The sequence below is a fragment of the Delftia sp. CH05 genome, assembly GCF_009827015.1.
Lineage (GTDB): Bacteria > Pseudomonadota > Gammaproteobacteria > Burkholderiales > Burkholderiaceae_C > Comamonas > Comamonas tsuruhatensis.
In genome coordinates, this window is the sequence record NZ_WUMG01000012.1 from 13,560 (window position 1) to 37,878 (window position 24,319).

At 64.7% G+C, this 24,319-nt stretch carries 24 protein-coding genes; 22 read left to right on the forward strand and 2 right to left on the reverse strand.

The genetic code is table 11. The features are described from left to right. Positions 1-27 precede the first annotated feature (27 nt). From glyS to GRX31_RS12110, 5 genes are all read left to right on the forward strand, one after another. Positions 28-2,139 (forward strand): glycine--tRNA ligase subunit beta, encoded by a 2,112-nt coding sequence (gene glyS / locus GRX31_RS12090; protein WP_016446476.1) that lies wholly within the window; start codon positions 28-30, stop codon positions 2,137-2,139. Between the two features lie 181 nt (positions 2,140-2,320). After that, positions 2,321-2,890: a D-glycero-alpha-D-manno-heptose-1,7-bisphosphate 7-phosphatase gene (locus GRX31_RS12095; protein WP_016451836.1), complete on the forward strand. Its 570-nt coding sequence runs from the start codon at positions 2,321-2,323 to the stop codon at positions 2,888-2,890. Positions 2,891-3,040: 150 nt separating this feature from the next. Next, positions 3,041-3,781, forward strand: a complete 741-nt coding sequence (locus tag GRX31_RS12100) for a lysophospholipid acyltransferase family protein (RefSeq protein ID WP_160852894.1) — start codon at positions 3,041-3,043, stop codon at positions 3,779-3,781. A gap of 13 nt (positions 3,782-3,794) precedes the next feature. Then, positions 3,795-4,733 carry a M48 family metallopeptidase gene (locus GRX31_RS12105; RefSeq protein ID WP_160852896.1) on the forward strand — a complete coding sequence of 313 codons (939 nt, stop codon included), beginning with the start codon at positions 3,795-3,797 and terminating at the stop codon, positions 4,731-4,733. A 90-nt stretch (positions 4,734-4,823) separates the two neighbouring features. Further along, positions 4,824-5,264 carry a rhodanese-like domain-containing protein gene (locus tag GRX31_RS12110; protein ID WP_012203223.1) on the forward strand — a complete coding sequence of 147 codons (441 nt, stop codon included), beginning with the start codon at positions 4,824-4,826 and terminating at the stop codon, positions 5,262-5,264. A 22-nt stretch (positions 5,265-5,286) separates the two neighbouring features. Here GRX31_RS12110 and GRX31_RS12115 read toward each other — a convergent pair whose 3' ends face one another. Further along, entirely contained in the window at positions 5,287-6,222 is a 936-nt protein-coding gene (locus GRX31_RS12115) for a LysR family transcriptional regulator (protein ID WP_012203224.1), read from the reverse strand. A 105-nt stretch (positions 6,223-6,327) separates the two neighbouring features. On the opposite strand from GRX31_RS12115, the gene GRX31_RS12120 reads away from it, so the two are divergent. Both GRX31_RS12120 and GRX31_RS12125 read left to right on the forward strand, forming a co-directional pair. Beyond that, positions 6,328-7,302 carry a Bug family tripartite tricarboxylate transporter substrate binding protein gene (locus tag GRX31_RS12120; protein ID WP_017405951.1) on the forward strand — a complete coding sequence of 325 codons (975 nt, stop codon included), beginning with the start codon at positions 6,328-6,330 and terminating at the stop codon, positions 7,300-7,302. A gap of 1 nt (position 7,303) precedes the next feature. Continuing rightward, a complete protein-coding gene (locus tag GRX31_RS12125) occupies positions 7,304-8,062 on the forward strand; it encodes a maleate cis-trans isomerase family protein (RefSeq protein WP_016446470.1) in 759 nt (252 codons plus the stop codon). A gap of 168 nt (positions 8,063-8,230) precedes the next feature. On the opposite strand, the gene lysM is transcribed toward GRX31_RS12125, so the two are convergent. Beyond that, entirely contained in the window at positions 8,231-8,701 is a 471-nt protein-coding gene (gene lysM, locus GRX31_RS12130; RefSeq protein ID WP_016446469.1) for a peptidoglycan-binding protein LysM, read from the reverse strand. A 185-nt stretch (positions 8,702-8,886) separates the two neighbouring features. Here lysM and GRX31_RS12135 point away from each other — a divergent pair, with 185 nt between their 5' ends. The 15 genes from GRX31_RS12135 to GRX31_RS12205 all read left to right on the forward strand — a co-directional run bounded on the left by GRX31_RS12135 (position 8,887) and on the right by GRX31_RS12205 (position 24,292). Continuing rightward, entirely contained in the window at positions 8,887-9,699 is an 813-nt protein-coding gene (locus GRX31_RS12135) for a type III pantothenate kinase (protein WP_016446468.1), read from the forward strand. Between the two features lie 199 nt (positions 9,700-9,898). Next, the gene (gene gspE, locus GRX31_RS12140) at positions 9,899-11,605 is read left to right on the forward strand and encodes a type II secretion system ATPase GspE (protein ID WP_016446467.1); all 1,707 of its coding nucleotides are present in this window, start codon (positions 9,899-9,901) and stop codon (positions 11,603-11,605) included. Continuing rightward, entirely contained in the window at positions 11,598-12,815 is a 1,218-nt protein-coding gene (locus GRX31_RS12145; RefSeq protein WP_016446466.1) for a type II secretion system F family protein, read from the forward strand. The genes gspE and GRX31_RS12145 overlap by 8 nt, the downstream gene beginning before the upstream one ends. A 32-nt stretch (positions 12,816-12,847) precedes the next feature. Beyond that, positions 12,848-13,288, forward strand: a complete 441-nt coding sequence (gene gspG / locus GRX31_RS12150; RefSeq protein WP_017405949.1) for a type II secretion system major pseudopilin GspG — start codon at positions 12,848-12,850, stop codon at positions 13,286-13,288. 52 nt (positions 13,289-13,340) lie between these two features. Further along, positions 13,341-13,787: a GspH/FimT family pseudopilin gene (locus tag GRX31_RS12155; RefSeq protein ID WP_046240069.1), complete on the forward strand. Its 447-nt coding sequence runs from the start codon at positions 13,341-13,343 to the stop codon at positions 13,785-13,787. Further along, complete coding sequence (locus GRX31_RS12160; protein ID WP_337193895.1) at positions 13,787-14,191, forward strand: type II secretion system protein; 405 nt, start codon at positions 13,787-13,789, stop codon at positions 14,189-14,191. The genes GRX31_RS12155 and GRX31_RS12160 overlap by 1 nt, the downstream gene beginning before the upstream one ends. Continuing rightward, the gene (locus tag GRX31_RS12165; protein ID WP_160852900.1) at positions 14,188-14,856 is read left to right on the forward strand and encodes a prepilin-type N-terminal cleavage/methylation domain-containing protein; all 669 of its coding nucleotides are present in this window, start codon (positions 14,188-14,190) and stop codon (positions 14,854-14,856) included. Before GRX31_RS12160 ends, GRX31_RS12165 begins: the two co-directional genes overlap by 4 nt. A gap of 17 nt (positions 14,857-14,873) precedes the next feature. Then, a complete protein-coding gene (locus GRX31_RS12170; RefSeq protein ID WP_160852902.1) occupies positions 14,874-15,632 on the forward strand; it encodes a helix-hairpin-helix domain-containing protein in 759 nt (252 codons plus the stop codon). Between the two features lie 51 nt (positions 15,633-15,683). Beyond that, positions 15,684-17,126, forward strand: a complete 1,443-nt coding sequence (locus GRX31_RS12175) for a PilN domain-containing protein (RefSeq protein WP_337193897.1) — start codon at positions 15,684-15,686, stop codon at positions 17,124-17,126. Next, positions 17,123-17,713, forward strand: coding sequence for a type II secretion system protein GspM (gene gspM, locus GRX31_RS12180; RefSeq protein ID WP_160852906.1), 591 nt, complete (start codon positions 17,123-17,125; stop codon positions 17,711-17,713). Before GRX31_RS12175 ends, gspM begins: the two co-directional genes overlap by 4 nt. Further along, a complete protein-coding gene (locus tag GRX31_RS12185; protein ID WP_160852908.1) occupies positions 17,710-18,390 on the forward strand; it encodes a hypothetical protein in 681 nt (226 codons plus the stop codon). Before gspM ends, GRX31_RS12185 begins: the two co-directional genes overlap by 4 nt. A gap of 41 nt (positions 18,391-18,431) precedes the next feature. Beyond that, positions 18,432-20,885: a type II secretion system secretin GspD gene (gene gspD, locus GRX31_RS12190; RefSeq protein ID WP_160852910.1), complete on the forward strand. Its 2,454-nt coding sequence runs from the start codon at positions 18,432-18,434 to the stop codon at positions 20,883-20,885. 160 nt (positions 20,886-21,045) lie between these two features. Continuing rightward, the gene (locus GRX31_RS12195) at positions 21,046-21,348 is read left to right on the forward strand and encodes a hypothetical protein (RefSeq protein ID WP_160852912.1); all 303 of its coding nucleotides are present in this window, start codon (positions 21,046-21,048) and stop codon (positions 21,346-21,348) included. Between the two features lie 231 nt (positions 21,349-21,579). Then, positions 21,580-23,262, forward strand: a complete 1,683-nt coding sequence (locus tag GRX31_RS12200) for a cell surface protein (protein ID WP_160852914.1) — start codon at positions 21,580-21,582, stop codon at positions 23,260-23,262. An 85-nt stretch (positions 23,263-23,347) separates the two neighbouring features. After that, the gene (locus GRX31_RS12205) at positions 23,348-24,292 is read left to right on the forward strand and encodes a peptidylprolyl isomerase (RefSeq protein ID WP_237426667.1); all 945 of its coding nucleotides are present in this window, start codon (positions 23,348-23,350) and stop codon (positions 24,290-24,292) included. The last annotated feature ends 27 nt before the right edge of the window (positions 24,293-24,319 follow it).

Sequence of the window (24,319 nt, forward strand, 5' to 3'; positions counted from 1 at the left end):
ACCGCTGCACCGAGAGAACACCAGACCATGAACGCATCGAATCTTCTTGTTGAACTGTTTGTCGAAGAGCTGCCCCCGAAGGCGCTGCAAAAGCTGGGCGACGCCTTTGCCGGCGTGCTGTTCGAGCAGCTCAAGGCCCAGGGCCTGCTGGCATCGAGCGAAGCGCGCCTGACGGCCTATGCCTCGCCGCGCCGCCTGGCCGCCCACATCACCGAAGTGCTGCCCCAGGCCGAGGACAAGGCCGTGTCGCAAAAGCTCATGCCCGTCTCCGTGGGCCTGGACGCCGACGGCAAGCCCACGCCCGCACTGATCAAGAAGCTGGCCGCCCTGGGCGCCGGCGAAGAAGCCGTTGCCAGCCTGACCCGCCAGGGCGAAGGCAAGGCCGAGGCCCTGTTCCACGCCTCCACCGTGCGCGGCGTGATGCTGGCCGACGGCGTGCAAAAGGCGCTGGACGAAGCCATTGCCCGGCTGCCCATCCCCAAGGTCATGCGCTACCAGCTGGCCGACGGCTGGAGCAGCGTCCATTTCGTGCGTCCGGCCCACGGCCTGGTGGTGCTGCACGGCACCGAGGTGCTGATCGGCGTCAAGGCCCTGGGCCTGACGGCCGGCACGGCCACGCATGGCCACCGCTTCGAGGCGGCGGTCGATCCCGTGGTCATCCGCTCCGCCGATGACTACGCCGCGCAGCTGCGCGAGGAAGGCGCCGTCATCGCCAGCTTCGCCGAGCGCCGTGCCGAGATCGCGCGCCAGCTGCAGGCCGCTGCCGAGCGCGTGGGCGGCGGTGTCCGTCCCATCGAGGACGAGGCCCTGCTGGACGAAGTCACGGCCCTGGTCGAGCGCCCCAATGTGCTGGTCTGCGAGTTCGAAAAGGAATTCCTCGACGTGCCGCAGGAATGCCTGATCCTCACCATGAAGGCCAACCAGAAGTACTTCCCGCTGCTGGACGCCGCCGGCCGGCTGACCCACCAGTTCCTGGTGGTCAGCAACATCAGCCCCCAGGATGCCAGCGCCGTCATCGGCGGCAACGAACGCGTGGTGCGCCCGCGTCTGGCCGACGCCAAGTTCTTCTTCGACCAGGACCGCAAGAAGACCCTGGCCTCGCGCGTGGACGGGCTGGGCAAGGTGGTCTACCACAACAAGCTCGGCACCCAGGGCGAGCGCGTGGAGCGCGTGCGCTCCATCGCCAAGAGCATTGCCCGCCAGCTGGGCGACACGGGCCTGGCCCAGCAGGCCGACCTGGCCGCGCAACTGGCCAAGACCGACCTCGTGACCGACATGGTGGGCGAGTTTCCCGAACTGCAGGGCACCATGGGCCGCTACTACGCGCTCAACGATGGCCTGGACGTGGCCGTGGCCGATGCCATCGAGGACCACTACAAGCCCCGCTTTGCGGGCGACGAACTGCCGCGCGGCAACGCCGGCGTGGTCGTGGCCCTGGCCGACAAGCTGGAAACCCTGGTCGGCATGTTCGGCATCGGCAACCTGCCCACGGGCGACCGCGACCCCTTCGCGCTGCGCCGCCACGCCCTGGGCGTGATCCGCATGCTGGTCGAGAAGGACCTGGCGCTGGACCTGGAAACCCTGCTGGTCAGCGTGCTGCCCGCCTTCGGCGACAAGATCGAGGACGCCACGCCCCAACTGGCCGATTTCATCTACGACCGCCTGGCCGGCAACCTGCGCGAGCAGGGTTTCTCGGCCCAGGAAGTGGACTCCGTGCTGGCCCTGCGCCCGCAGCGCCTGTCCGACGTGCAAAAGCGCCTGGAGGCCGTGCGCGCCTTCGGCGAGCTGCCCGAGGCACCGGCCCTGGCCGCCGCCAACAAGCGCGTGGGCAACATCCTCAAGAAGGCCGACCAGGCGGTGCAGGCCCAGGTCAACGCGGCCGTGCTGGCCGAGGTGGCCGAGAAGGACCTGTACGCAGCCCTGCAATCGGTGGCGCCCAAGGCGCAGCAGCAGTTTGCTGCCGGCGACTACACGGCCAGCCTGCAGACCCTGGCCGCGCTGCGCGCCCCGGTCGATGCCTTCTTCGAGCATGTGATGGTCAACGCCGAAGACCCGGCGCTCAAGGCAAACCGCCTGGGCCTGCTGGCCACGTTGCACGAAGCCATGAATCGCGTGGCGGACCTTTCGCGACTGGCGTAAATGGAGCACCCCCTGAGGCGCTTCGCGCCTTCCCCCCGTGGCACGGCGCCTCTCTACTTGCTTCGCAAGGGAGGGGGACGACACCCTCGGTGCGGGGCGGCGCGGCCGGCCTAGGCCCTTCCTCGGTGTCCCTCGTCTTGGGACGCGCGCAATTGAGTTCTGACATTCTTGGGACCCGACCATGAAAATTGCGATCCTGGACCGTGACGGAACCCTCAACCAGATCGGTGAAGAGGGGTTCATCGGCTCGGCCGAGGCCTGGAAGGCCCAGCGCGGTGCGCTGGAAGCCGTGGCGCGCCTGAACCGGGCGGGCTGGCATGTGGTGGTCGCCACCAACCAGCCAGGCCTGGGCCGGGGCCTGTTCGACGTGACCGAGCTCAATGCCGTGCACGCGCGCATGCACCGCGAAATGGCGGCGGCAGGCGCGCGCGTCGATGCGGTTTTCTACTGCCCCCATGCCCCGGACGAGGAATGCCATTGCCGCAAGCCCGGCACGGCGCTGTTCGAGCAGATTGCCGAGCGCTTCGGCGTCGAGGGGCAGCAGCTGTGGGTCATAGGTTCCTGCGTGGCCCACCTGCAGGCCGGAGCCGCCATGGGCGCGCGCCTGCACCTGGTCTGCACGGGGGCCAGCGCCGGAGTGTCTCTGGATGGGGCGCTGCCGCCTGGACTGCCGCCCGGCACCCAGCGCCATGCCAGCCTGGCCGCGCTGGCCGATGCGCTGGTTCCGGCAGATGCCGCACCCGCTCCCTGAACGCCTGAACGTCCGAATGGCGCTTTGCCCATGCGCCGCCGGCCTGCCGTCCTGCGCACAATGCTATCTTTGTGAATTCCGATTCCTGAGGGCGCAAGGCCCGGGCCAGCCGCCCGGCCGCTGCGCCGCTTTCTGCACCACACTGCCGCCATGTCCCTGATCCGCTCCACCCTCCACATGCTCTGGATGGGCATCACCGTGATCCCCTACACCCTGGCCGTGCTGCTCACGCGCTGGCTGGGCGGCGGGCCGCGCCGCGTCTATGCCGTGGCGCGCGCCTGGCTCAAGCTGTCGGTGGACAGCGCCCGCGTGATCATGGGCGTGCGCCACCGCGTGCAGGGCATGGAGAACCTGCCCACCGATCCCAAGCAGGGCGTGGTGCTGCTGGTCAAGCACCAGTCCACCTACGAGACCTTCCTCATGCCGGCGATCATGCCGCGCCCGCTGGCCTATGTGTTCAAGAAGGAACTGCTCATGGTGCCCTTCTTCGGCTGGTCCATCGGCAGCATGGACATGATCCATATCGACCGCAAGCACGGCTCGCGCGCATTCCACAAGGTGGTCGAGCAGGGCAAGCGCCTGCTGGGCCAGGGCACCTGGGTGATCATGTTTCCCGAAGGCACGCGCATCCCGCGCGGCGAACGCGGCGAGTACAAGACCGGCGCCACGCGCCTGGCCATCATGACCGGCGTGCCCGTGGTGCCCATTGCCGTCACCTCGGCCAAGTGCTGGCCGCGCAAGGCCTTCATCAAGACCCCGGGCGTGGTCGATGTCTCCATCGGCAAGCCCATCCCTTCCGTGGGCCGCAAGCACGAGGAGCTGATGGTGGAAGTCGAAAACTGGATCGAATCCGAGATGCAGCGCCTCGACCCCGAGGCCTACCGCGCCTGAGGCAGGAGTCGGCATGGCGGACACGGCACAGCGTTCCTGGGACTGGTTGGTGCCGCCCGCCGTGGAAAGACAGGACGGCGGGCTGAGGCCGCGCCGTGAGCGATCCGCTCAACCCGAAGCGCCGCAGGCTTTGCCTGCACCTGCACCTGCACCTGCACCTGCACCCACCCCGCCCACCGGCTCCGTGCACAGTTCCTTCGTTCATCCGCAAGCCAACCAGCAGGCGGTTCTCCAGGGGCAGGTGCTGCACTTTCGGTTGCAGCGGTCGCGCCGGCGCACCATAGGCTTCACCATCGGCGCGCAGGGGCTGGTGGTCAGCGCGCCCGCATGGGTGAGCATGACGGCCATCGGGCAGGCACTGGATGCGAAGTCGGGCTGGATACTGCGCAAGCTCCAGGAGGCCGGGCAGCGCCAGCGGGCCCAGGAGTCGGCACGCATCCGGTGGGAGCACGGCGGCGAGATCGACTATCTGGGGCGTCCCCTGGCACTGCTTCTCACCGGTGGCGAAGCCCAGCCGCTGCGCACCCGCCAGGTCCACCGCGAACAGGCGGCCGACGGCAGCCATTCCCTGCACCTGCCGCTGGCGCCAGACGCATCGGCTGCCGAGGTGCGCGCCTGCGTGCAGGCCTGGATGCTGCGCGAGGCCCGCTCCTGGTTCACGGCCAGCCTGCAGCGCCATGCGCCGCTGCTGGGCGTGCAATGGACCAGCCTGCGCCTGACCAGCGCGCGCACGCGCTGGGGCAGCGCCAACAACGCAGGGGCCATCCGCCTGAACTGGCGGCTCATGCAGCACACGCCCGAGGTCATCGACTACGTGGTCGTGCACGAGCTGTCCCACCTGCGCCACATGGACCACAGCCCGCGCTTCTGGGCCACGGTGGCCAGCGTGATGCCGGGCTGGGAGGCGCAGCGCCAGGTGCTGCGCGACAGGCTTCTGCCGCCCTGGGAATAGGCGACTCGGGCACCGGCGAGGCGGCGCCAGTCGGGCTGGACGGTTATTCTTGCCGGGCACACAACCGCGTCCTATCAAGAAAGCCCATCCATGTCCGCAAACGCTCCCGTTCCCGCAGCCATTCCCCTGACCGTCCAGCCCGCACAGGGCTATGCCGGCGACATTCCTCCCGAACTTGCCTGGCAATGGCTGCAATCCGGCGAAGCCGCGCTGGTGGACGTGCGCACCGATGCCGAGCGCGAGTGGGTGGGCCGCGTACCCGGCGCCGTGGCCGTGGCCTGGAAGCAGTGGCCGTCCATGGCCATGAACCCCGATTTCGACAGCCAGCTGCGCGCCGCCGTGCCTGAAGGCGGCAAGGTGGTCCTGCTGTGCCGCAGCGGCGTGCGCTCGGTGGCCGCTGCCCAACGCGCAGCGCAACTGGGCATCGAGGCCTACAACATCCTCGAAGGCTTTGAGGGCGATGTGGACGCCAGCGGCCAGCGCGGCCATGTCGGCGGCTGGCGCCTGCGCGGCCTGCCCTGGCGCCAGTAAGCCGGCGCCAGCCTGTCGTCGCTCAGCGCTGCGGCTGCGCGAACCCCAGCGCCGCCGCCCGGGCGGCCACCATGTCCACCAGGGCCTGGGCCGGTCCTGACAGCGTGGCCTGCGAGCGCATGGCCAGCAGCAGCCGGCGCCGGGTGTTGAGCGCCCCCAGCGGGCGCAGCCGCAGTGCCCGCGCGGCCAGGTGCGGCGCGGTGGCCGCGCGCGGCAGGATGGCCAGGCCCAGGCCCACCGAGACCATGTGGCACATGGCATCGAAGCTGCGCACCTGGATGCGGATCCGCACGGGCCGGTTGATGGATTCGGCCTCGGCCGCAATGCGCCGCATCAGCGAGGTGGAGCGGGCCAGGCTCACGAAGTCGTGGTCCAGCACGGTGGCCAGGGGCACGGGGGAGTCGTCGTCCGTGTCCAGCGCATGGCCGCGCGGCATGACCAGCACCAGCTCGTCCACATCGCAGACCTGGGTGCTCAGCCCTTCCAGGGGCGTGTTCTCCCCGATGATGGCCAGCTCGGCCACGCCGCTGAGCACGGCGCGCACGGACTCCTCGCTCAGCGCGTCTTCCAGGTCCACCGAGACACCCGGGTGGGCCGCCATGAAGTCGGCCAGCAGCCGGGGCAGAAAGCCTGCGAACGCCGAGTTGTTGGCCCACAGGCGCAACTGGCCCGTGGCGCCGCTGCGAAAGTCGTCCATGGCCAGGGCCAGATGTTCCAGCCGGGCCACCACGTCCACGGCATGGTGGTACATGCTCTGGCCGGCGGGCGTGGGCGTGACGCCGCGCTTGCTGCGCACCAGCAGGGTCACGCCGCAGTGCTGCTCCAGCTCGGCCACGCGCTTGCTGGCGGCTGCCAGTGACAGCCCCAGCGTGCGCGAGCCCGCCGTCAGGCTGCCGGCATCGACCACGGCCACATACAGGCGCAGCGTCAGCAGATCGAATCGGTGCAGGTTGATCATTCGCATCCTCCACCAGAGACGAAGGATGGATCAACGAGATACGGCTGTTCGACCGCGAGCAGGCCCGCAAGAATGCGCCGGTACAAAGAGAACATGGAGACAAGCATGAATCGACGCATTGTGCTGCAGGCCGCCGGCCTGGCAGCGGCCGCCCTGCTGGGCGCAGGAACCGTCCAGGCCCAGGCCTTTCCAGCCAAGTCCATCACCCTCGTGGTCCCCAATCCGCCCGGAGGCGTGGTGGACACGGCGGCACGCCTGGCGTCCGATCCGATGTCGCGCCTGCTGGGGCAGTCGGTCGTGGTGGACAACCGGGGCGGGGCCAGCGGCAACATTGCCTACCAGATGGTGGCCAGGGCACCCAAGGACGGCTACACGCTGCTGGCTTCGTATTCGGCCTACCACGTGGGCAATCCGGCGCTGTTTCCCAAGCTGCCCTGGGCCCAGTCCGAGCTGGTGCCCGTGGGACTGATCGTGGCCGCCACCAATGTGATCGCCGTCCATCCTTCGGTGCCGGCGAACAATCTGCAGGAGTTCATTGCCTATCTGCGCAAGAACCCGGGCAAGGTCAATTACGCGTCGCAGGGCAATGGCTCGCTGTCCCATGTGGGCACGGCCGTGTTCGCCCAGGTGACCCAGACCCAGATCACCCACGTGCCCTACAAGGGCTCCGGCCCCGCCATCCAGGACGTGCTGGGCGGCCAGGTGCAGATGTTCATCACCACGCCGCCTTCGGTGCTAGGCCATGTGCAGACGGGCAAGCTCAGGGCCCTGGCCGTGACCAGCAAGACGCGCCATCCCATGCTGCCCGATGTGCCCACCACGGCCGAAGCGGGCCTGCCGGGCTTCGAGCTGGAAGCCTGGGTCGGCCTGTTCGCACCTGCGGGCACGCCGCCCGACGCCATCGCCAGGCTGTCGGACGCGCTCAAGACCTCCTTGGAGTCGCCTGACGTGCAAAAGCGCGCGGCCCTGCAGGGCGTGGAGCCGCGATTCCTCGGCCCGCAGGCGCTGGCCGCCCTGGTCCAGCGCGAGACGGACCACTGGGGCAAGGTCATCAAGGCCAACCACATCACGATGGATTGACATGACAGCCAAAACCCATTTCCGTATCGGGCAGATCGTGCCCAGCTCCAACACCACGATGGAGACCGAGATCCCCGCCATCCTGCGGGCCCGCGAGGCCCTGGCGCCCGAGCGTTTCACCTTTCACTCCAGCCGCATGCGCATGAAGCATGTGACCAAGGAGGAGCTGGCTGCCATGGACGGCGACAGCGACCGCTGCGCGCTGGAACTGTCGGATGCGCGTGTCGATGTGCTCGGCTATGCCTGCCTGGTGGCCATCATGAGCATGGGGCGCGGCTACCACCGTGTCTCCGAGACGCGCCTGCACCAGCGCACCGTGGACAACGGCGGCCCCGCGCCTGTGGTCACCAGCGCCGGCGCCCTGGTCGATGGCCTGCACGCCATCGGCGCGAAGAAGGTGGCGCTGCTGGCGCCTTATATGAAGCCGCTGACGCAGCTGGTCATCGACTACATAGAGAACGAAGGCATCGAAGTGGTGGACAGCATCTCGCTGGAGATTGCCGACAACCTGCAGGTGGGCGCCCAGGATGCGCGCGCACCCATCGAGATCACGCGGCGCCTGAACACGGCCAATGCCGACGCGGTCATCGCCTCGGCCTGCGTGCAGATGCCCTCGCTGGCCTCGGTGCAGCCCATCGAGGACCGCGTGGGCCTGCCGGTACTGTCTTCCTCGGTGGCCACGACGTTCATGATGCTCAAGCGCCTGGGCTTGCCGACAGCCGTTCCGGGGTTCGGTGCGCTGTTGAGCGGTAAATACTGAATCTTTCCTTGAGAAAGGCCGCTATTGCGGCCTTTCTCGGAGCGGGGTAGGTCTAATTCGCGGCATCCAGAACTGGCATGAGCCAGGTCAGAGACACCGAGCAAGGGCCGCCCCGCCGCGAGGGTGTCGTCCCCCTCAGGGGGAAGCGGCGACGCCGCTCAGGGGGGCTTAGATTGCCGGAATGCGCAGCTTCTGGCCGGGGTAGATCTTGTCGGGGTGGCTCAGCATGGGCTTGTTGGCCTCGAAGATCACCGGGTACTTGTTGGCATCGCCATAGAACTTCTTGGCAATGGCCGACAGCGTGTCGCCGCGCACCACGTCGTGGTACTGGGCTTCGGGCTCGGGGTTGGTCACCGTCATCTGGTTGTCCACGGACTGCACGCTGGAGACGTTGCCGCAGCACAGCGTCACCTTTTCCTTGGCCGCCTGGGTAGGTGCCGTGCCCAGCACCGTGACCTTGCCCTGCGAGCCGTCGAACTGCACCTTCACGTCACTGACGCCCAGGTTCTGCGTGCCGATATAGGTCTCGATGGCCTTGGCCGCCTTGGCATTCAGGTCTTGCGCAGGCTCGGCTGCCTGTGCGGCGCTGCCGCCGAACAGCTTTTCGCCGGCTTCCTTGATGAAACTGAAAAGTCCCATGGGTGACTCCTGTTGGTGGGTGGAAAAACGGAAAGGCCAATGTAACGCCTAACAGTGGCAGCGCGCGCTGCCGGGCAGGAGCGCTCCCGGATTTTTGACATTTGCGCCATTCTTGCGTTCACGTCCTCACTCAGTTGTCGTCCATGGCTGACGCTATCCTCCGGAAAACTCCGATAATCCCGCCCATGACTTTTTTGGCCATAGACATCGGCAACACCCGCTTGAAATGGGCGATGTACGACGCGCATCGGCCTGGCGCTGCCCTGCTGGCGCACGGCGCCGAGTTCCTTGAGCACATCGAGCACCTGGCCGAAGGGCCGTGGAGCGACCTGCCCACGCCCACGCGCATGCTGGGCTGCGTGGTGGCTGGCGACACGGCGCGACGGCGCGTGCACGACCAGATCGACATGATGCTGGGCTGGGATTTCGAGCCGCAGTGGGCCGTGCCCAGCGCAGCCGAGGCCGGCGTCACCAATGGCTACGATTTTCCGTCGCGCCTGGGTGCGGACCGCTGGGTGGCCATGATCGGTGCGCGCCAGCACATCCTGCAGCGCGGCCCCGAGCGGCCCCTGATCGTGGTCATGGTCGGCACGGCCGTCACCGTGGACGCGCTGGACCAGCATGGCCACTTCATGGGCGGGCTGATTCTTCCGGGCCACGGCATCATGCTGCGCGCCCTGGAAAGCGGCACGGCCGGCCTGCATGTGCCCACGGGCGCGGTCACGCCATTTCCCACCAACACCAGCGACGCCCTGACCAGCGGCGGCACCTACGCCATCGCCGGTGCCGTGGAGCGCATGTACCAGCATCTCTACATGCACTGCAGCATGGAGCCTGCCTGCGTCATGGCCGGCGGCGCAGGCTGGAAGATGGTGCCCAGCATGACGCGGCCTTTCGAACTGGTGGACAACCTCATCTTCGAGGGGCTGCTGGTCATGGCCCAGCGCCGTTGGGGCGATGCCAGCGGCCTGCCCGCGGAGGCGGTGAAGGCGGCTTGAAGCCGCCTTGAACCACCTGACAACGCCTGAAACCGCCTGAGGCCACTTTTCATCGTGCAGCGCAGCATCGCGCCGCACGATTGCGCGCGTAACAGTTGATGACGGGAAGGCGGCGCCCCTGGGTGTCGCATGCTATGCCTTTGGCGGGGGATGCGGCGACAGTGGATAATCCGCGGCAATGTCTTCCACCAATCACCTCATGGAACCGATTGCCGCTGTCGAAGCCCCGATCAAGGGGCGGCTGGGCGAACGCCTCCTTTCCGCCGGCAAGCTGAACGAGCGCGATCTGCAAAACGCCCTGCAGGCGCAGCAGGAGTTGGGCGGCTACCTGGGCCAGGTGCTGGTACAGCTGGGTGTGGTGGCGGAAACCGACGTGGCCCAGGCGCTGGCCGAGCAGCTGCAGATGCGCTGGCTGCGTGCGGAAGAGTTTCCCGACCTGCTGCCCGACGTGCCTGGCCTGCTGGCCAGTTTTCTGGATGCGCAGTGCGTCTGCCCGATTTCGCTGCAGGACGGCGTGCTCGAAGTGGCCATGTCCGTGCCGCAGGACCCCTTCATCACCAAGGCGCTGCGCTTGGCCACGGGGCTGCAGATCAAGCCCGTGCTGGCGCTGGAGGCCGACATCCGCAAGGCACTGTCCGAAGCAGGCCAGGAACCCGAAGGGGAAGAAGGCCAGGACTGGGAATCGGACGCCACGGGTGGCGACTTCGTCGAACATCTGAAGGACCTGGCCAGCGAGGCGCCCGTCATCCGCTTGGTCACAGGCATCATTTCCCGCGCCATCGAGCTGCACGCCTCCGACATCCACCTCGAGCCCTTTGAAGCCGGCCTGCAGGTGCGCTACCGCATGGACGGCGTGATCCACGCGGCCGAACTCGTGCCGCCGCGCCTGAGCGCCGCCGTCGGCTCGCGCGTCAAGCTGCTGGCCCATCTGGACATTGCCGAGCGCCGCCTGCCGCAGGACGGCCGCATCAAGACCCGCGCCAAGGGCCGCGAACTGGACCTGCGCGTCTCCACCGCGCCCACGGTGCATGGCGAGAGCATCGTCATGCGGGTGCTGGACCGCGCCAGCGTGAGGCTGCGCCTGGAAAGCATGGGCTTCGAGGCGGACACGCTCGAGAAATTCAACACGCTGCTGGCCAAGCCGCACGGCATTGTGCTGGTCACGGGCCCCACGGGCTCTGGCAAGACCACCACGCTGTATGCAGCCCTGTCCAAGATCGACGCGGTTTCCAACAAGATCATCACCGTCGAGGACCCGGTCGAATACCAGCTCGACGGCATCAACCAGATCCAGGTCCATCCCCAGATCGACCTGACCTTCGCCAACGCCCTGCGCTCCATCCTGCGCCAGGACCCGGACATCATCATGATCGGCGAAATGCGTGACGGAGAAACCGCGCAGATCGCCGTGCAGTCCGCCCTGACAGGTCACCTGGTGCTGTCCACGCTGCACACCAACACCGCCGCAGGCGCCGTCACCCGCATGCGTGACATGGGGGTGGAGAGCTACCTGATCACCTCCTCGGTCAACGGCGTGCTTGCCCAGCGGCTGGTGCGCACGCTGTGCTCGCGCTGCAAGCAGCCCGACACACTGCCGACGGCCGCCATCGAGGGCAGCGGCCTCAAGCGCTTTCTGCGCGAGGGCTCGCCCATCTACCGCGCCGTCGGCTGCGAGCACTGCCGCGGCACGGGCTACAAGGGGCGTACCGGCATCCACGAACTCATGGTCATCGACGAGCCGCTGCGCCGCGCCATCATCGAAGGCCAGGATGCCAACGCCCTGCATGCCATGGCCGCAAAGAGCGGCATGCTGAGCCTCTATGACGACGGCCTGCGCAAGGTGGCTTCGGGCGTCACCACGCTCGACGAAGTGCTGCGCGTGACCCAGGACCAGAGCGATGCCTGATTACAGCTGGGAGGCCGTGGACAGCCGCGGTCAGATGGTCAAGGGCACTTTTTCCGCTGCGGCCGTGGCCGAGGTGGTGGTGCACCTGCGCAAGAGCCGCCTGTCGCCCATCAAGGTCGAGGAAGCCGCAAGCCTGGGCAATGTGCCGCTGGCGGCGCGTGCGCTCAAGAAAGGCCGCATCAAGGCCGACGACATCCAGGGCATGACCACGGAACTGGCCATCATGATGCGTGCCGGCCTGTCGCTGGACAATGCGCTCAAGGTCCTGGTGGAGATGAGCCACAAGGTGCAGATGCAGGCCATGCTCCAGTCCGTGCTCGACAGCGTCAAGGCCGGCATGCCGCTGAGCCAGGCGCTGGGCAAGCACCATGACCTGTTCGGCGACTTCTATATCAACATGGTGCGCTCGGGCGAGGCCAGCGGCCAGATGTCGGGCGTGCTCAACCGGCTGGTGGAACACATGGCGCGCCAGCGTGCCCTGCGCGACAGCGTGGTCTCGGCCACCATCTATCCGGCCATCCTGCTGGGCGTGGCCGTGCTGTCCCTGGTGGCCATGCTGGGCTTCGTGGTCCCGCAGTTCGAGCAACTCTTCAACGACATGGGCGACGCGCTGCCCCTTCCCACGCAGTTCGTGATGGGGTTGGGCCATGCGTTTCGCAGCTACGGCTGGGCGGTGTTCATCGTGCTGGGCGCGCTGGGCTGGGCCTTTTCCCGCTGGGCCAAGAGCCCCAAGGGTCGCCAGACCTGGCAATCGTGGCTGCTGGGCCTGCCGGGCCTGGGTGGCGTGGTGCGCAAGTACCAGCTCACCTTGTTCAGCCGATCGCTGGGCACGCTGCTGGGCAACGGCGTCACGCTGCTGACCGCACTGCGCATTGCCAGCGACACGGTCTCCAACGTCGCCATCCGCGAGCGCCTGGAAAAAATGGGTCCCATGGTCAAGGAAGGCCATCGCATGGCCCATGCTGCCCAGAAAACCGGAGAATTCGAGCCCCTGGCCCTGAATCTGGTGCGGGTGGGCGAGGAAACCGGCCGCCTGGGCGACATGATGCTGGAGCTGTCCAACATATTGAACCGCGAGGTCGAAAACGCGATCAAACGCCTCCTGACCATGCTGGAGCCGGCGCTGATCCTGGTCCTCGGTATCCTTATCGCCTCCATCATCGTGTCGATCCTGCTCGGAATCCTGTCCGTCAACGATCTGGCCGTCTGATGAATCTGAATTGTCTGAAAGGTATGTAGAAGATGATGCGCATGCAAAAGCAACTGTCCTCCCGCGCCCGCAAGCGTGGCTTCACGCTGATCGAACTGCTGGTCGTGCTGGCCATCCTGACCCTGCTGGCCGGCCTGGTCGGCCCCAAGGTGCTGAACCAGTTGGGCGGAGCCAAGACCAAGACGGCCGGCGTGCAGATTGCCGACATCGAAAAGGCGCTGGAGCTGTACAAGCTCGACGTGGGCCGCTATCCCACCTCGCAGCAGGGCCTGGACGCGCTGGTCAAGCAGCCCGCTGGCGTCGCCGGCTGGGCAGGCCCTTACCTGAAGGGTGGCGTGCCGAATGATCCCTGGAACAATCCTTACCGCTACACCTATCCGGCTGCCAATGGCGACCTCGAGATCCTCTCGCTGGGCTCCGATGGCACACCCGGCGGAGAAGGTGAAGCTTCCGATATCCGCAACACCAAGTAAGTTGCTGGTCTGACGCCTCAGTGCAACGCTGCCTCCGTGCCGGGAATGAGTCTTGAAGCGCGCCCATGGTTTCACGCTGATCGAGTTGCTGGTGGTCTTCGGCATCCTTGCCGCGATCATCGGCATCGTGCCGCCTGCCATGGGCAAGCTGCGCGATGCCGTGGACTATCGGCAGACGGTGCAGGACGTGACGGCCCTGCTGCGCAAGGCGCGCCAGCAGGCCACGTTGCAGGGCATGCCCGTGGCATTCGCTGTCAATACGAATAGCAGGCAGTACGGTATCGCCGGACAGGCCACGGCCAAGCTGCCCGACAGCCTGACGGTGCAACTTACCACGGCAGCCGGCATGGCCCTGCCCGACGGCAGCCAGACCATCGTCTTCCTGCCCGAGGGCGGTGCCACGGGCGGCAGCATTTCGCTCGCCCGCGCGCAAAGCGGCAGCGGCGTGCGTCTGCGTGTGGACTGGCTGTCCGGCCAAGTCACCAAAGAGGCCCTGTAGTGCGTCGGCGCGCTGGAGCCCGCACCCGGGTGCGGGGCATGACCTTGCTGGAGTTGCTGGTGGCGCTGTCCATCATGGCGATCTCGCTGGCGCTCATCTATCGGGCGGTGGGTGGTTCCGCGCGGGGCGTCGCCAAGCTGGAACAGAACCAGGGCGTGGCCCTGCTGGCCGATTCGCTGATGGACGCCTTTGCCATGGTCGATCCTGGTGGCACCCAGGCTTCGGGGCAGGATGGCATCTACGCCTGGCAAGTGACATCGGCTCCTTTCGCAGTGGGCGGTCTGCCGGAGACCGCCGTGCAGTTGCATGCCTTGCGCATCATTATTTCGACAGAAGATCGCAACTGGGTCTTCGAGACCCTGCGCCCCCAGCGGCCCTTGCAGCCAGGTGAGGTGACTCGATGAAGCTGCGTGGCTTGTCGTCCTCCGGGCAACGTGGCTTCACCCTGGTGGAGTTGCTGGTGGTCATGGCGCTCCTGTCCCTGCTTATGCTGGGGCTGGCGTCGGCCATGTCCACAGTCTCGCAGACGCAGGAGCGTGTCGATGCGCGACTGGACCGCATGGACCACCAGCGTGTGTCCATCGGTTTTTTGCGTACGGTGCTAGGTCAGGTCTCTGCGGAGCGGCGCCGGGGTGGGCAGCGCATGCAGGGACAGAGCCCATTCTTCTTTCAGGCGGGACCCAACGGCATGCAATGGCTGGGGATCATGCCTGCCCGGTTCGGGCTGGGGGGACGAACACATTTCCAGCTGGCCCTTGAGGGGGATGCGTTGGTGTTGCGATTCACGGCCTGGAGGGGCGCGAACATGGAGCCTGATTGGGGCCAGAGCCAGTCCTACGTAGTCGAACGTGCCGTCTCGGCCTTTTCATTGAGCTACCAAAACGCCAAATTGGGCGCGTCCAGGTGGACTCCCCTTTGGGAGGACGAAAAGGAGCTGCCCTCGGCAGTGCAGATTCAGTTGCAGACCTCCACGGGCGCTTGGCCTCTAATGGTGGTTTCCTTTCTGACGCCTTCTGCAACGAACCCGAGTGTGGGCGGTGGTGGACCGACATTTGGCGGGGGGCGTTAGTGGTGCAGGATCCTCAGATGCGCAAGCATCCGCAAGCCCGGGGGATGGCGTTGGTCTTGGTCCTCTGGATCGTGGCGGCGCTCGCCATTTTTGCATCCAGCTTGGGCGGGGTGGTGCGCGAGGAGGCCAAGGTGGGGGGGGTGACACGCGACATGGCCCTGGGGCGAGCCATGGGCGAAGCTGCTATCTACCAAGTTTTACAGAGAATGGCGATCAACCCTGCCGATTTTGCGCAATACCAGGTCGTGAGCTTGCCTGGGGCGCATCAGATAATAGAGGTCGAAATCGTGCCATGGAGCGGATTGGTGGACATCAACGCAGCATCTCCCGTGCTGATGGCCGCAGTCTTCTCCCGCCTGGGTATAGGCTCGGGTGAGGCGCTCGCGCAAGCCTTGATGGAGGCGCGGCAGGCAGCGCGCAGCGCAGCCTTTGGAGGAGGGGTCGCCTGGGAAGCCCCTGAAGATCTTTTGCAGGTGCCCGGCGTGAGCTACGGCATCTATGCGCAGATCAAGCCTTTTGTGGTGGCGGATGTTGACGGCCGGGTGGGAGTCAACGCCAAGGCTGCGCCGCCCGCGCTGAGACAACTTCTCGAGGGAGTTGGCGCGGGTCAAGGGGGCATTTCCAGCACACGCTATCGATTGACTGCCAGGGTCGTTTTTGAAGGCCAGGGTGCCGCCATGGTGATGCGCGACGTGGAGATCGCCGGCGGCGTTGGCAAGACAGCGCTGCCATGGACAGTGCTTTCAGCGGCCCAGGCGTGGGCCGGACGGATATAGGTGCATCGAAACCCTGGAATGCGCGCGCGTTGCGGCGCGTCCTTGGCGGATGTGGATCAAGAAGGATTCAGCAAAAGTGAAAACGAATTTGTTCATCAGGGATGGGGATCTATGGCGTTGATGACATCCGATGCGAAGCTGTTCGGGCTGGATTTGCGCGGACTTTCGGCTGAGCTGGGAGATGCCTTGCGCAAGCTCTCCCAATCGGCTTGGTTGCGCAGGCTGGCTCCCACATCGTTGGTGGGCGTGTGGGTAAATGCCTCAGGGCCTGTGGGGGCCAAGGTGCGCGGGACTCATATCGAGTGGATCGATTCGGCCCGGGAGGCGCTGGAAAAAACAGCTTATAAGGCCGTATTGCTGGACCCCGAACAAGTGCTGCAACGCGTGGTTGTATTGCCTGTCATGGCTCCGGCGTCGTTGCGCGGTGCCATTGAGCTGGATGTGCATACCATGACGCCTTTTGCGCCACAGGACACCTTGTGGGCCTACGCGGAAAGCCCTGGCCCACAGCCGCCGGGGCGCCTGCGAATCGAAATAGTCATTGCGTCGCGCAGCCAGGTCGAGCAGGTCCTGCGCCAGCAGTCCATGCTGCTGCCTGCCGGCAGCACTCCGGAGGTCTGGGCTCCCGCCAGCACCACCACGGTCATATTGCCCAACTTTGGGGAGTCGCGACGGCGTCACGCCGAGGTGCGGCGGCGTAACTGGATTCTGGTGGGGCTGGGATGTGTGCTGCTTCTGGCGGTGGCGTTGGCTGTCACGCCAACGCTGCAACTGCAGCAACGTGCGCTGGACGCCCGCCAGCAGTTTTCCAGGCTGGCCGAGGCGTCCAAGGACACCGTGGCCAAGCGCCAGCTTCTGGTGGAGGAAGGGCAGGAACTGGGCAAGCTGCAGGAGCGCCTGCAGCAGCAGCCGGATCATCTGCGCGTACTGGCAGCCTTGACGGAGGCCTTGCCCGATGATGCCGCCACGCAGCGCATCGTCCTTCGAGGGAGCAAGCTTACCATCCAGGGCCTCACCGGCAACGCGTCCAATACCGCCGCCATGCTGGCCAAGGTTCCGGGATTCCTGGAGGTGCGCCTGCCAACGGCCGTCACGCGCGTTCCCGGATCCAGTAAGGAAAGCTTCGCGCTGGAGGCCGATATCGACCCCAAGGTTTTGGGTCAATACGTGCGTGAAGAAGACAAGCCGGCGGACGGTTCGGAGGAGGAAGGCGGCACGGGTGTGCAAGCTGAGGCAGTAGGCGCAAAGCCAAAGCCGGCAACCAAGCCTGAATCTTCCAGTGGGAGTCAAACGGATGCCGCCGTTGGTACAAAGCCTGTGAGCGGAACGAAAACTGAAGCTGTCACTGCTGCAGATGCAAAGCCGGCGGCTAAGCCTGAATCTTTGAGTGGGAGCAGGACAGATGCCGCAGTTGGTGCAAAGCCTGTGAACGGATCGAAAACTGAAACCGGCACTGTCGCTGGTACCAATGCCAAGACGAAGGAGCCGCAATGACGGGCTCACGCAAACTGACGCCTCGCCAATGGCTGCTGCTCGCGGGGATTGCTGCCTTGCTGGTTGTGCCTCCTGTGATGTTGGGGTCCTGGGTCCATGCCAAGCACACCTGGGCGCAGGAACAACTGGACACCATGGAGCCACGATATGCACGCCTGGTTGGCTTGCAGGAACAGGTCGATGAAATCCAGCAGGGCCTGGAGCAGATCGCCGAAGCAAAAGCCGCCTATATCTACCCTGCCGAACAGGACAGCACGCAGACCGGCAATGCACTGCAGCAGAGGCTGCGTGCGGTACTGGACAAGTCGGGCCTGGCAGTAGTCAGCAGCCAGATGCGCCCTGCGTCGGAGTCTGAGGAACAGGGGCAGAGCCTGGGCCCCTATGAGCGAATCACCGTCGCCATGACAGCCGAAGGCAATTGGCCAGCCATTCAACTGGCCATATTGTCACTGTCTGAAGTATCTCCCACGGTGTGGCTTGACGAGTTGCAACTGAACCTGGTGGGCAATCTGGTCAACAACAATCCCAAGGTCCTGCCCAAGATCAGTGCGCAATTTACCTTCAGCATTCTTCGGAGCAAGCCGTGAACCAGCGCATTCTTTGGACCGCAGGACTTGCCGTGCCCATGGTGTTGTTAGGGGGGGGGCTCGCGTGGACCTGGCTGACGCCCCAAATGCAACTTAAAGATACCGTCTGGATACCTCCCGAGCCCATAAAGGCCGACATCCAGGCACTGGTACCCGCACCGTTGCCGGTGGTTGACCACGCTCGTCGTGATGAGCAATTGCTGTTGGAAATGCAGGAGCGGCCCCTTTTCGCCATCAGCCGCAGGCCACCACCTCCTCCTCCGCCACCTCCTCCGCCACCAGAGAAAAAGCCTCCAGAGCCCCCGGATGTCTGGAAACAGGCGCGCCTGACGGGTACCTTCGAGGGGGATGTGGCGGGGATCATTTTCTCCCTCGATGGCAAGGAGCAGCGCCTGCTGCTCAACCAGGTCCTGTCCGGATGGAAGCTGCAAAGCGTGCAGGGTCGCAGCGCTGTACTGGCACGCGGCGGGCAGACACGTACGTTGCAATTGGTGAAGGCTTCCATGGACAAAGGCCCTACCATCCCGCCCGGCATGCGAGTGCCTGCATCCCTGCGTGAGGCAGCGGCCCAGGCGCAGGCTTCGGCACCACCCGCCCCGCCTTCGCAGGCGCCATCGCCTGGCGGTGCAGGAGCGCCTGCTCAGGCCGATCCCGAGCCTTCCTTTGGCGGACGCTGAGCCATCACCCGCCGAGAAATGAAAGACTGGTCACGAACACCATGAAATTGCATAACAGACCCCTTCAAACCGCCTTGGCACTGGCCGTGTGCCAACTGCTGCTTGCGTGCGCCCAGCAACCAAGGAGCAACTTCGTCAGCCATTTCAGTTCCACTGGGCCGCAGGAAAGCTATATCTTCAGTGGCGACGATGGCAGCAATAAGGACGACGAGGGCAAGGACGCCGGCAGCGAGCCCCGCATCCTGAAAGGCACGGGCAAGCTGCTGGGAGATGCCAAGCCGGCGCCAGTACTCAAGACGGCCCAGGTCAAGCTCAGCTTCGAAGATGCGCCCCTGGCCCAGGTGGTACGTACCGTGATGGGCGACATCCTGGGGCTGGACTATGTGTTGCATCCCCCCATTGCCGGAAACGTGACGCTGCAGACGCAAAAGAACATCTCCGGGGACCAGGCGCTGTACCTGCTGGAAGCAGCCCTGCAGGCCAATGGGCTGGCCATGGCCCGTGATGCGCGCGGTACCTACCATGTGGGTCGAGTCGACGCGCTCAAGAGCCTGGGCGCTCCGGTGCGCCAGGCCTCGGCTTCGGCGCCGCTGGCTCCGGGCTATGGCGCCATCATCATTCCGCTGGACTACATAGGGGCCAACGAGATGGCAGCCATCCTGCGGCCCATGGTGCCGGGGGATGCCATCGTGCGTGTGGACACGGTACGCAACATGCTGGTCATGAACGGCTCGCGTGCCCAGGCCGAGGGCTGGCTGGAGATGGTGCGCACGTTTGACGTGAACCTGCTCGAGGGCATGTCGGTGGGCGTGTTCCCGCTCAAGTATGTGTCCATACAGGAGGTGAACACCGCACTGCAGGTTATGAGCGGTGGGGCGGCGGCCGCAGCTGCCGGTGCAGGAGGCCCAGCCATTGGCTCGGTGGCGGGCCGGCCTGCACAGGGCGCGGCTGCCAACGCGGCCGCGGCGGCGGGGCTGGGCGAAGGCAACCCGATGTTTGGCGCGCTGCGCATCATGCCCATAGAGCGGCTTAACAGCATTCTGGTCATCACGCCGCGCGCCGCATACCTGGAGGAGGCGCGGCGCTGGATCGCCAAACTGGACCAGCCGGGGACCGGCGGCGCGCTTCCCCAGCTCAACATCTACCATGTGCGCAACGGCAATGCCAAACACCTGGCCGGGGTGCTTGCCGGTATCTTTGGGGGAGGAGCCGGTACGGGTTCAACCAACAGCGGTGTCGCGCCGGGCCTGGGTACCTCGACCACTGGGACCAGCAGCTTCGGCAACAGCGGCTTCGGCAGCAGTGGCTTCGGCAACAGTGGCTTTGGCAACAGTGGCTTCGGTAGCAGCGGATTCGGCAGCAGTGGGTTCGGCAGCAGTGGGTTCGGCAGCAGCACGGGCACCGGCCTTCGCATGGGCGGCACGGGCTTTGGACAGACTGGGGTCACGGGACAGACGCAGGGCACGGGCTCCACGGTGGCCAATGTGGGCGGTATCCGCGTCATGGCCGATGAACTCAATAATTCGGTTCTGGTCTGGGGAACTCCTGCTGAGTTCGAGCGCATTGAGGCTGCGCTGAAGAAGCTGGATTTGCCGCCGACACAGGTGCTGATCGAAGCGAGCATAGTAGAGGTCACACTCAACGATACGCTGCGGTATGGCCTTCAATGGGCTTTTAGTGGCGATGTGGGCAACAAGGGATACTCGGGCAACGGGGGGGTGCTTGAAGCAGGAGGAACTAATGCTGGGCCTGGCGCTTCGTCAATGACGGATAGTGGGCTTGGCAGCGTTCTCCTGGGGCAGGGCTTCAACTACACCCTCAAGAATTCCCTGGGAAATATCAAGGCTGTTCTCACAGCCTTGGCAGGTAAGACCCAGGTCAAAGTGGTTGCCAGCCCCACTCTGATGGTGCTTGACAATCACCAAGCCGCGATTTCCGTGGGTACACAGCAGCCCTACCAGTCAGGTACTACGGTCGTAGGAACATCGGGTACTCCCATCAGCAACTATGCTTTCAAAGATACGGGTGTCAACCTTCAGGTCACACCATCGGTCAATGCTGGAAATCTTGTCACCATGACGGTCAATCAGTCGGTGACAGACGTGGGAGCAGAGGACAAGGTCACTGGCCAGCGCTCATTCTTGCAACGTCAAATAGCAAGTCGCTTGGCTGTGCGGTCGGGTGAGTCCATTGTCATGGGGGGGTTGATCCAGGAGAACTCCAGTTCTGGACGAGCCGGTATTCCTTACCTGTACGACATGCCAGTGATCGGAAATCTATTTGGTTCCACTAACAACTCTGGCGCACGTACCGAACTGATCGTCATCATCACGCCCCGCGTGGTGCGCACCGATGTGGACGTGCGCGAGGTCACGGAAGGATTGCGCGACTACATGCAGGCGCTCACTCCATTATTGAAGTCTCCTTCGTCGTCAGCGCCTGCCCCTTCGGGGGAACTTGCAGACGCTCCCGCGCGTCAGTCAACCAAGCCTTGAGACCTGGACGCTTCAAGGCCTTGAGATGCAACCAACGGAAAAAAGTAAGATGAAACAACCAATACATGTAAGATTGCGTGGCGCTTGTGCGGTTTTGTTCGCTGCTGGGGTGCTTGCGGGTTGCGCCAGCATGGGAGGCGCGCAGGCTCCCGAGGCGGCCGTGACCCAGCGTTCTGCCGACTACTGGAAGGCACGCCTGTCGGGCGATGTGGACAAGGCCTATGCCCTGACTTCACCGGGCTACCGTGCCATCAACGACCGCGAGAAGTACCGCCTGTCCTATGGAGCCGTGCCGGTGCTCAAGGGCGGCGAGGTGGTGACGATCGAGTGCTTGCCGGAGCGTTGCGAAGTTCGCAAGAACTTTGTGACCCATATTCCGCTGATGAAGGACACACCGGTTCCCCTGATCATCAAGGAGATCTGGATCAAGGACGAAGGCCAGTGGTGGCTGATGCCGCAGTAAGGCCCTGTGTTCCTGGCGTCTGGCCAAGTTCCCCATGCTGTGTCCAGGTGTACACTCGGCACCCTGCATCAGAACCAGGCAGGGTGTTGTTTTTTTTCAAAAATGCTTGGCAGTCCCTTGGAAAGCGATGCAGGTGGACGAATAAGCTGTGCTACGATTCCTCGGCGATCTTTCGTGGTGGCGGCTTTAGATGAACAACGCCCCTTTCTTTTCTTTACTGGAGATAGTTTTATGAAGAAAAATGTTCTGGCCCTGAGCATTGCCGCCATGGTTGGTGGCCTGGGCTTCGCTGGCGCCGCTTCGGCTGCCGTGATCCCTGGTACCGGTGCTAACCTGACGGCTACCGACGCTACCGAACTGCAAGTCGACCCCTCCAACATGGGTCACATGCTGCTGGTGCCTTACTTCAATGCTCAAGCTGGCAACACGACCGTGTTCCACGTGGTCAACACCGACACCAAGAACGGCAAGGCCGTGAAGGTGCGTTTCCGCGGCGCTAGCAACTCCGACGATATTCTGGACTTCCAGCTGTTCCTGTCGCCTGGCGACGTGTGGACCGGCGCCGTGTCCGAAGGCGCCAGTGGCGTGGCCCAACTGGTGACCAACGACGGCACCTGCACGGCCCCCGCCATCGCCAAGGGCGCAGCTACGCCTTTCAACACCCAGCGCCTGAACAGCAGGCTCAGCACCGGTGAGAAGGCCAACCAGACCCGCGAAGGCTATCTGGAAATCTTCAACATGGCTGACATCCCGGCGACTGCCAGCGGGACCAAGGACCTGTACAACGCCATCAAGCACGTCAAGGGCAATGCTCCTTGCGCCGTGGACGGCTCGGATGCACGCAAGCTCCTGAACTCCATCGCTGTGCGTGACTTCTCGGTTGTGCCCGCAGGCAGCACCAACACGGTGGAGCAAGAAGCTCGTGCCGCTGGCTTTGATACGCCTACCGGTGGCCTGATGGGTGACTGGTACATCATGAACGTGGCCCAAACCACCACGTTCGCTGGTGCTGCCACCGCTGTTGCTGCCAAGACCCCTGCTGGCGTGAATGGCCGCGGCAACTTCGTGCACTTCCCTCAAGCGAACTCGGTCATTGCCACCGGTAACATTGCTAACTACACGTCCGATCCGCTGCTGGCTGCTGGTTTCATCTATGATGCGACTGCGAGCACTTACTCGCCTAAGCCCTCTACGGCTACGGTTGTTGCTCGCAACTATGACTTGCCCGACATGTCCACCCCTTACACGGTGAGCGCTGGCACGTCTACCCCTGTGGTTCCTGCTGTGCAGGCTGACAACCTGACTTCGGCCATCGCCGTGACGTCGGTGACCAACCAGTACGCTATGGACACCGTGGTGTCGGCCAAGACTGACTGGGTGTTCTCCATGCCCACACGTCGCTACCAAGTTGCTGCCAACTACGAAGCTGCCACGAACGCTAACGCTTACCGCGTGTTCGCCAAGCAAATCGTTTCTCCCGCTGTGCCTGGCGCTACCAACTGGTTCCACGGTGCCAACACTTCGGTGGACACCGCCGGCAACATCTGCGTGAAGGCTGATGGTCAGCAGTTCTGGGACCGTGAGGAAAACACTCCGGAACCTGGTGCTGAAGAGCCCGTGTTCTCGCCTAGCACCCCCGGTGAAGCTGCTGTCGTCCGTTTCTGCGGCGAAGTCAGCGTGCTGACCTTCAAGGACGCCAACACCTCGGTGCTGGGCGCTGCGGTTGCCCGTCAGAACGTGGATGAAGGCCCGTACGAAAACGGCTGGGCTGTGGTCTCCACGGCCAACGGCACTGCTGGCCTGCCCATCCTGGGTAGCTCGTTCATCAAGCTGACGAACCCCCAAGCTGCTGCCGGCACCGTTGGTACCTACGGTATCACTTGGCCCCACCGCTTCACGCGCAATGTTCCCTAATTAGCGGGAAACTTCATCACGCGTAAGTGATCACAAAAAGGCGGGAGGCAACTCCCGCCTTTTTTATTTTTGATGTAGTGTGACCATGAGTAACTCCATTCGCCGATTTCGTCATCTGACCTGTGTGTCTCTGGTCGTGTTGACCAGCCCGTTTATGTTGGCGGCACATGCCGCGCCCCTGGTCCAGGGGGATGGTGTGGCCGTAACAGCCGATGACATCAAGGCAGACGGCATACTGCGCGTGCCTGAACATGTTCGTGCCGAGCTCTACTCCAAGCCCCAGTCTGTAGAGCAGATCGCCGGCAACCTCCATGTGCGCCGCGTAATGGCGGAGCAGGCTGTCAAGGATGGCCTGGGCGACCGGCCGGAAGTGAAGGCTGCCATTCAGATCATGCGCGACAAGGTTTTGTCCGATGCCATGCTGGCCGAATTCGATCGCAAGCATGCGCCCTCGGAGCAGGATGCCGAGCGCCTGGCTCGCAACATCTACGCGGCCCAGCCCGAACGCTTCAAGGCAGAAGAGCAGGTTCGCGTGCGACATATCCTGGTGTCGGGCCAGGACGACGCGGCCAAGGCCAAGGCAGAACAGTTGCTCAAGCAACTGCGCGATGGCGCTGATTTCGCCAAGCTGGCAGAGCAGGAGTCGGCCGATAAGAGCAACGCGGCCAAGGGTGGGGACCTGGGCTTCTTCGGTAAGGGGAAGATGGTCCCGGCCTTCGAGACCGCAGCCTTCGGCCTGAAGAAGAAGGGTGAGCTTAGCGATGTGGTGGCTACCCAGTTCGGTTTCCATATCATCCAGCTGGAAGAGCACCGTGCCGCTGGGACCAAACTCTTCGAGGAAGTCCGTCCGGCCCTACTGCGCGAAGTGCGCAGCTCGGCACAGCGCGATGCGCGCCAGGAGATGGTGCAAAAGATCCAGAAGGACGCCAAGATTGACAAGGCTGCGGTCGAAGCCTATGCGGCTGAGTTTCAGAAGCAGCTGGATGCTGCGGGCAAGCCCGCATCGGCGAGTACAACGGCCAAGCCCTGATTTAAGTACACTCCACAGCTTGCTTTG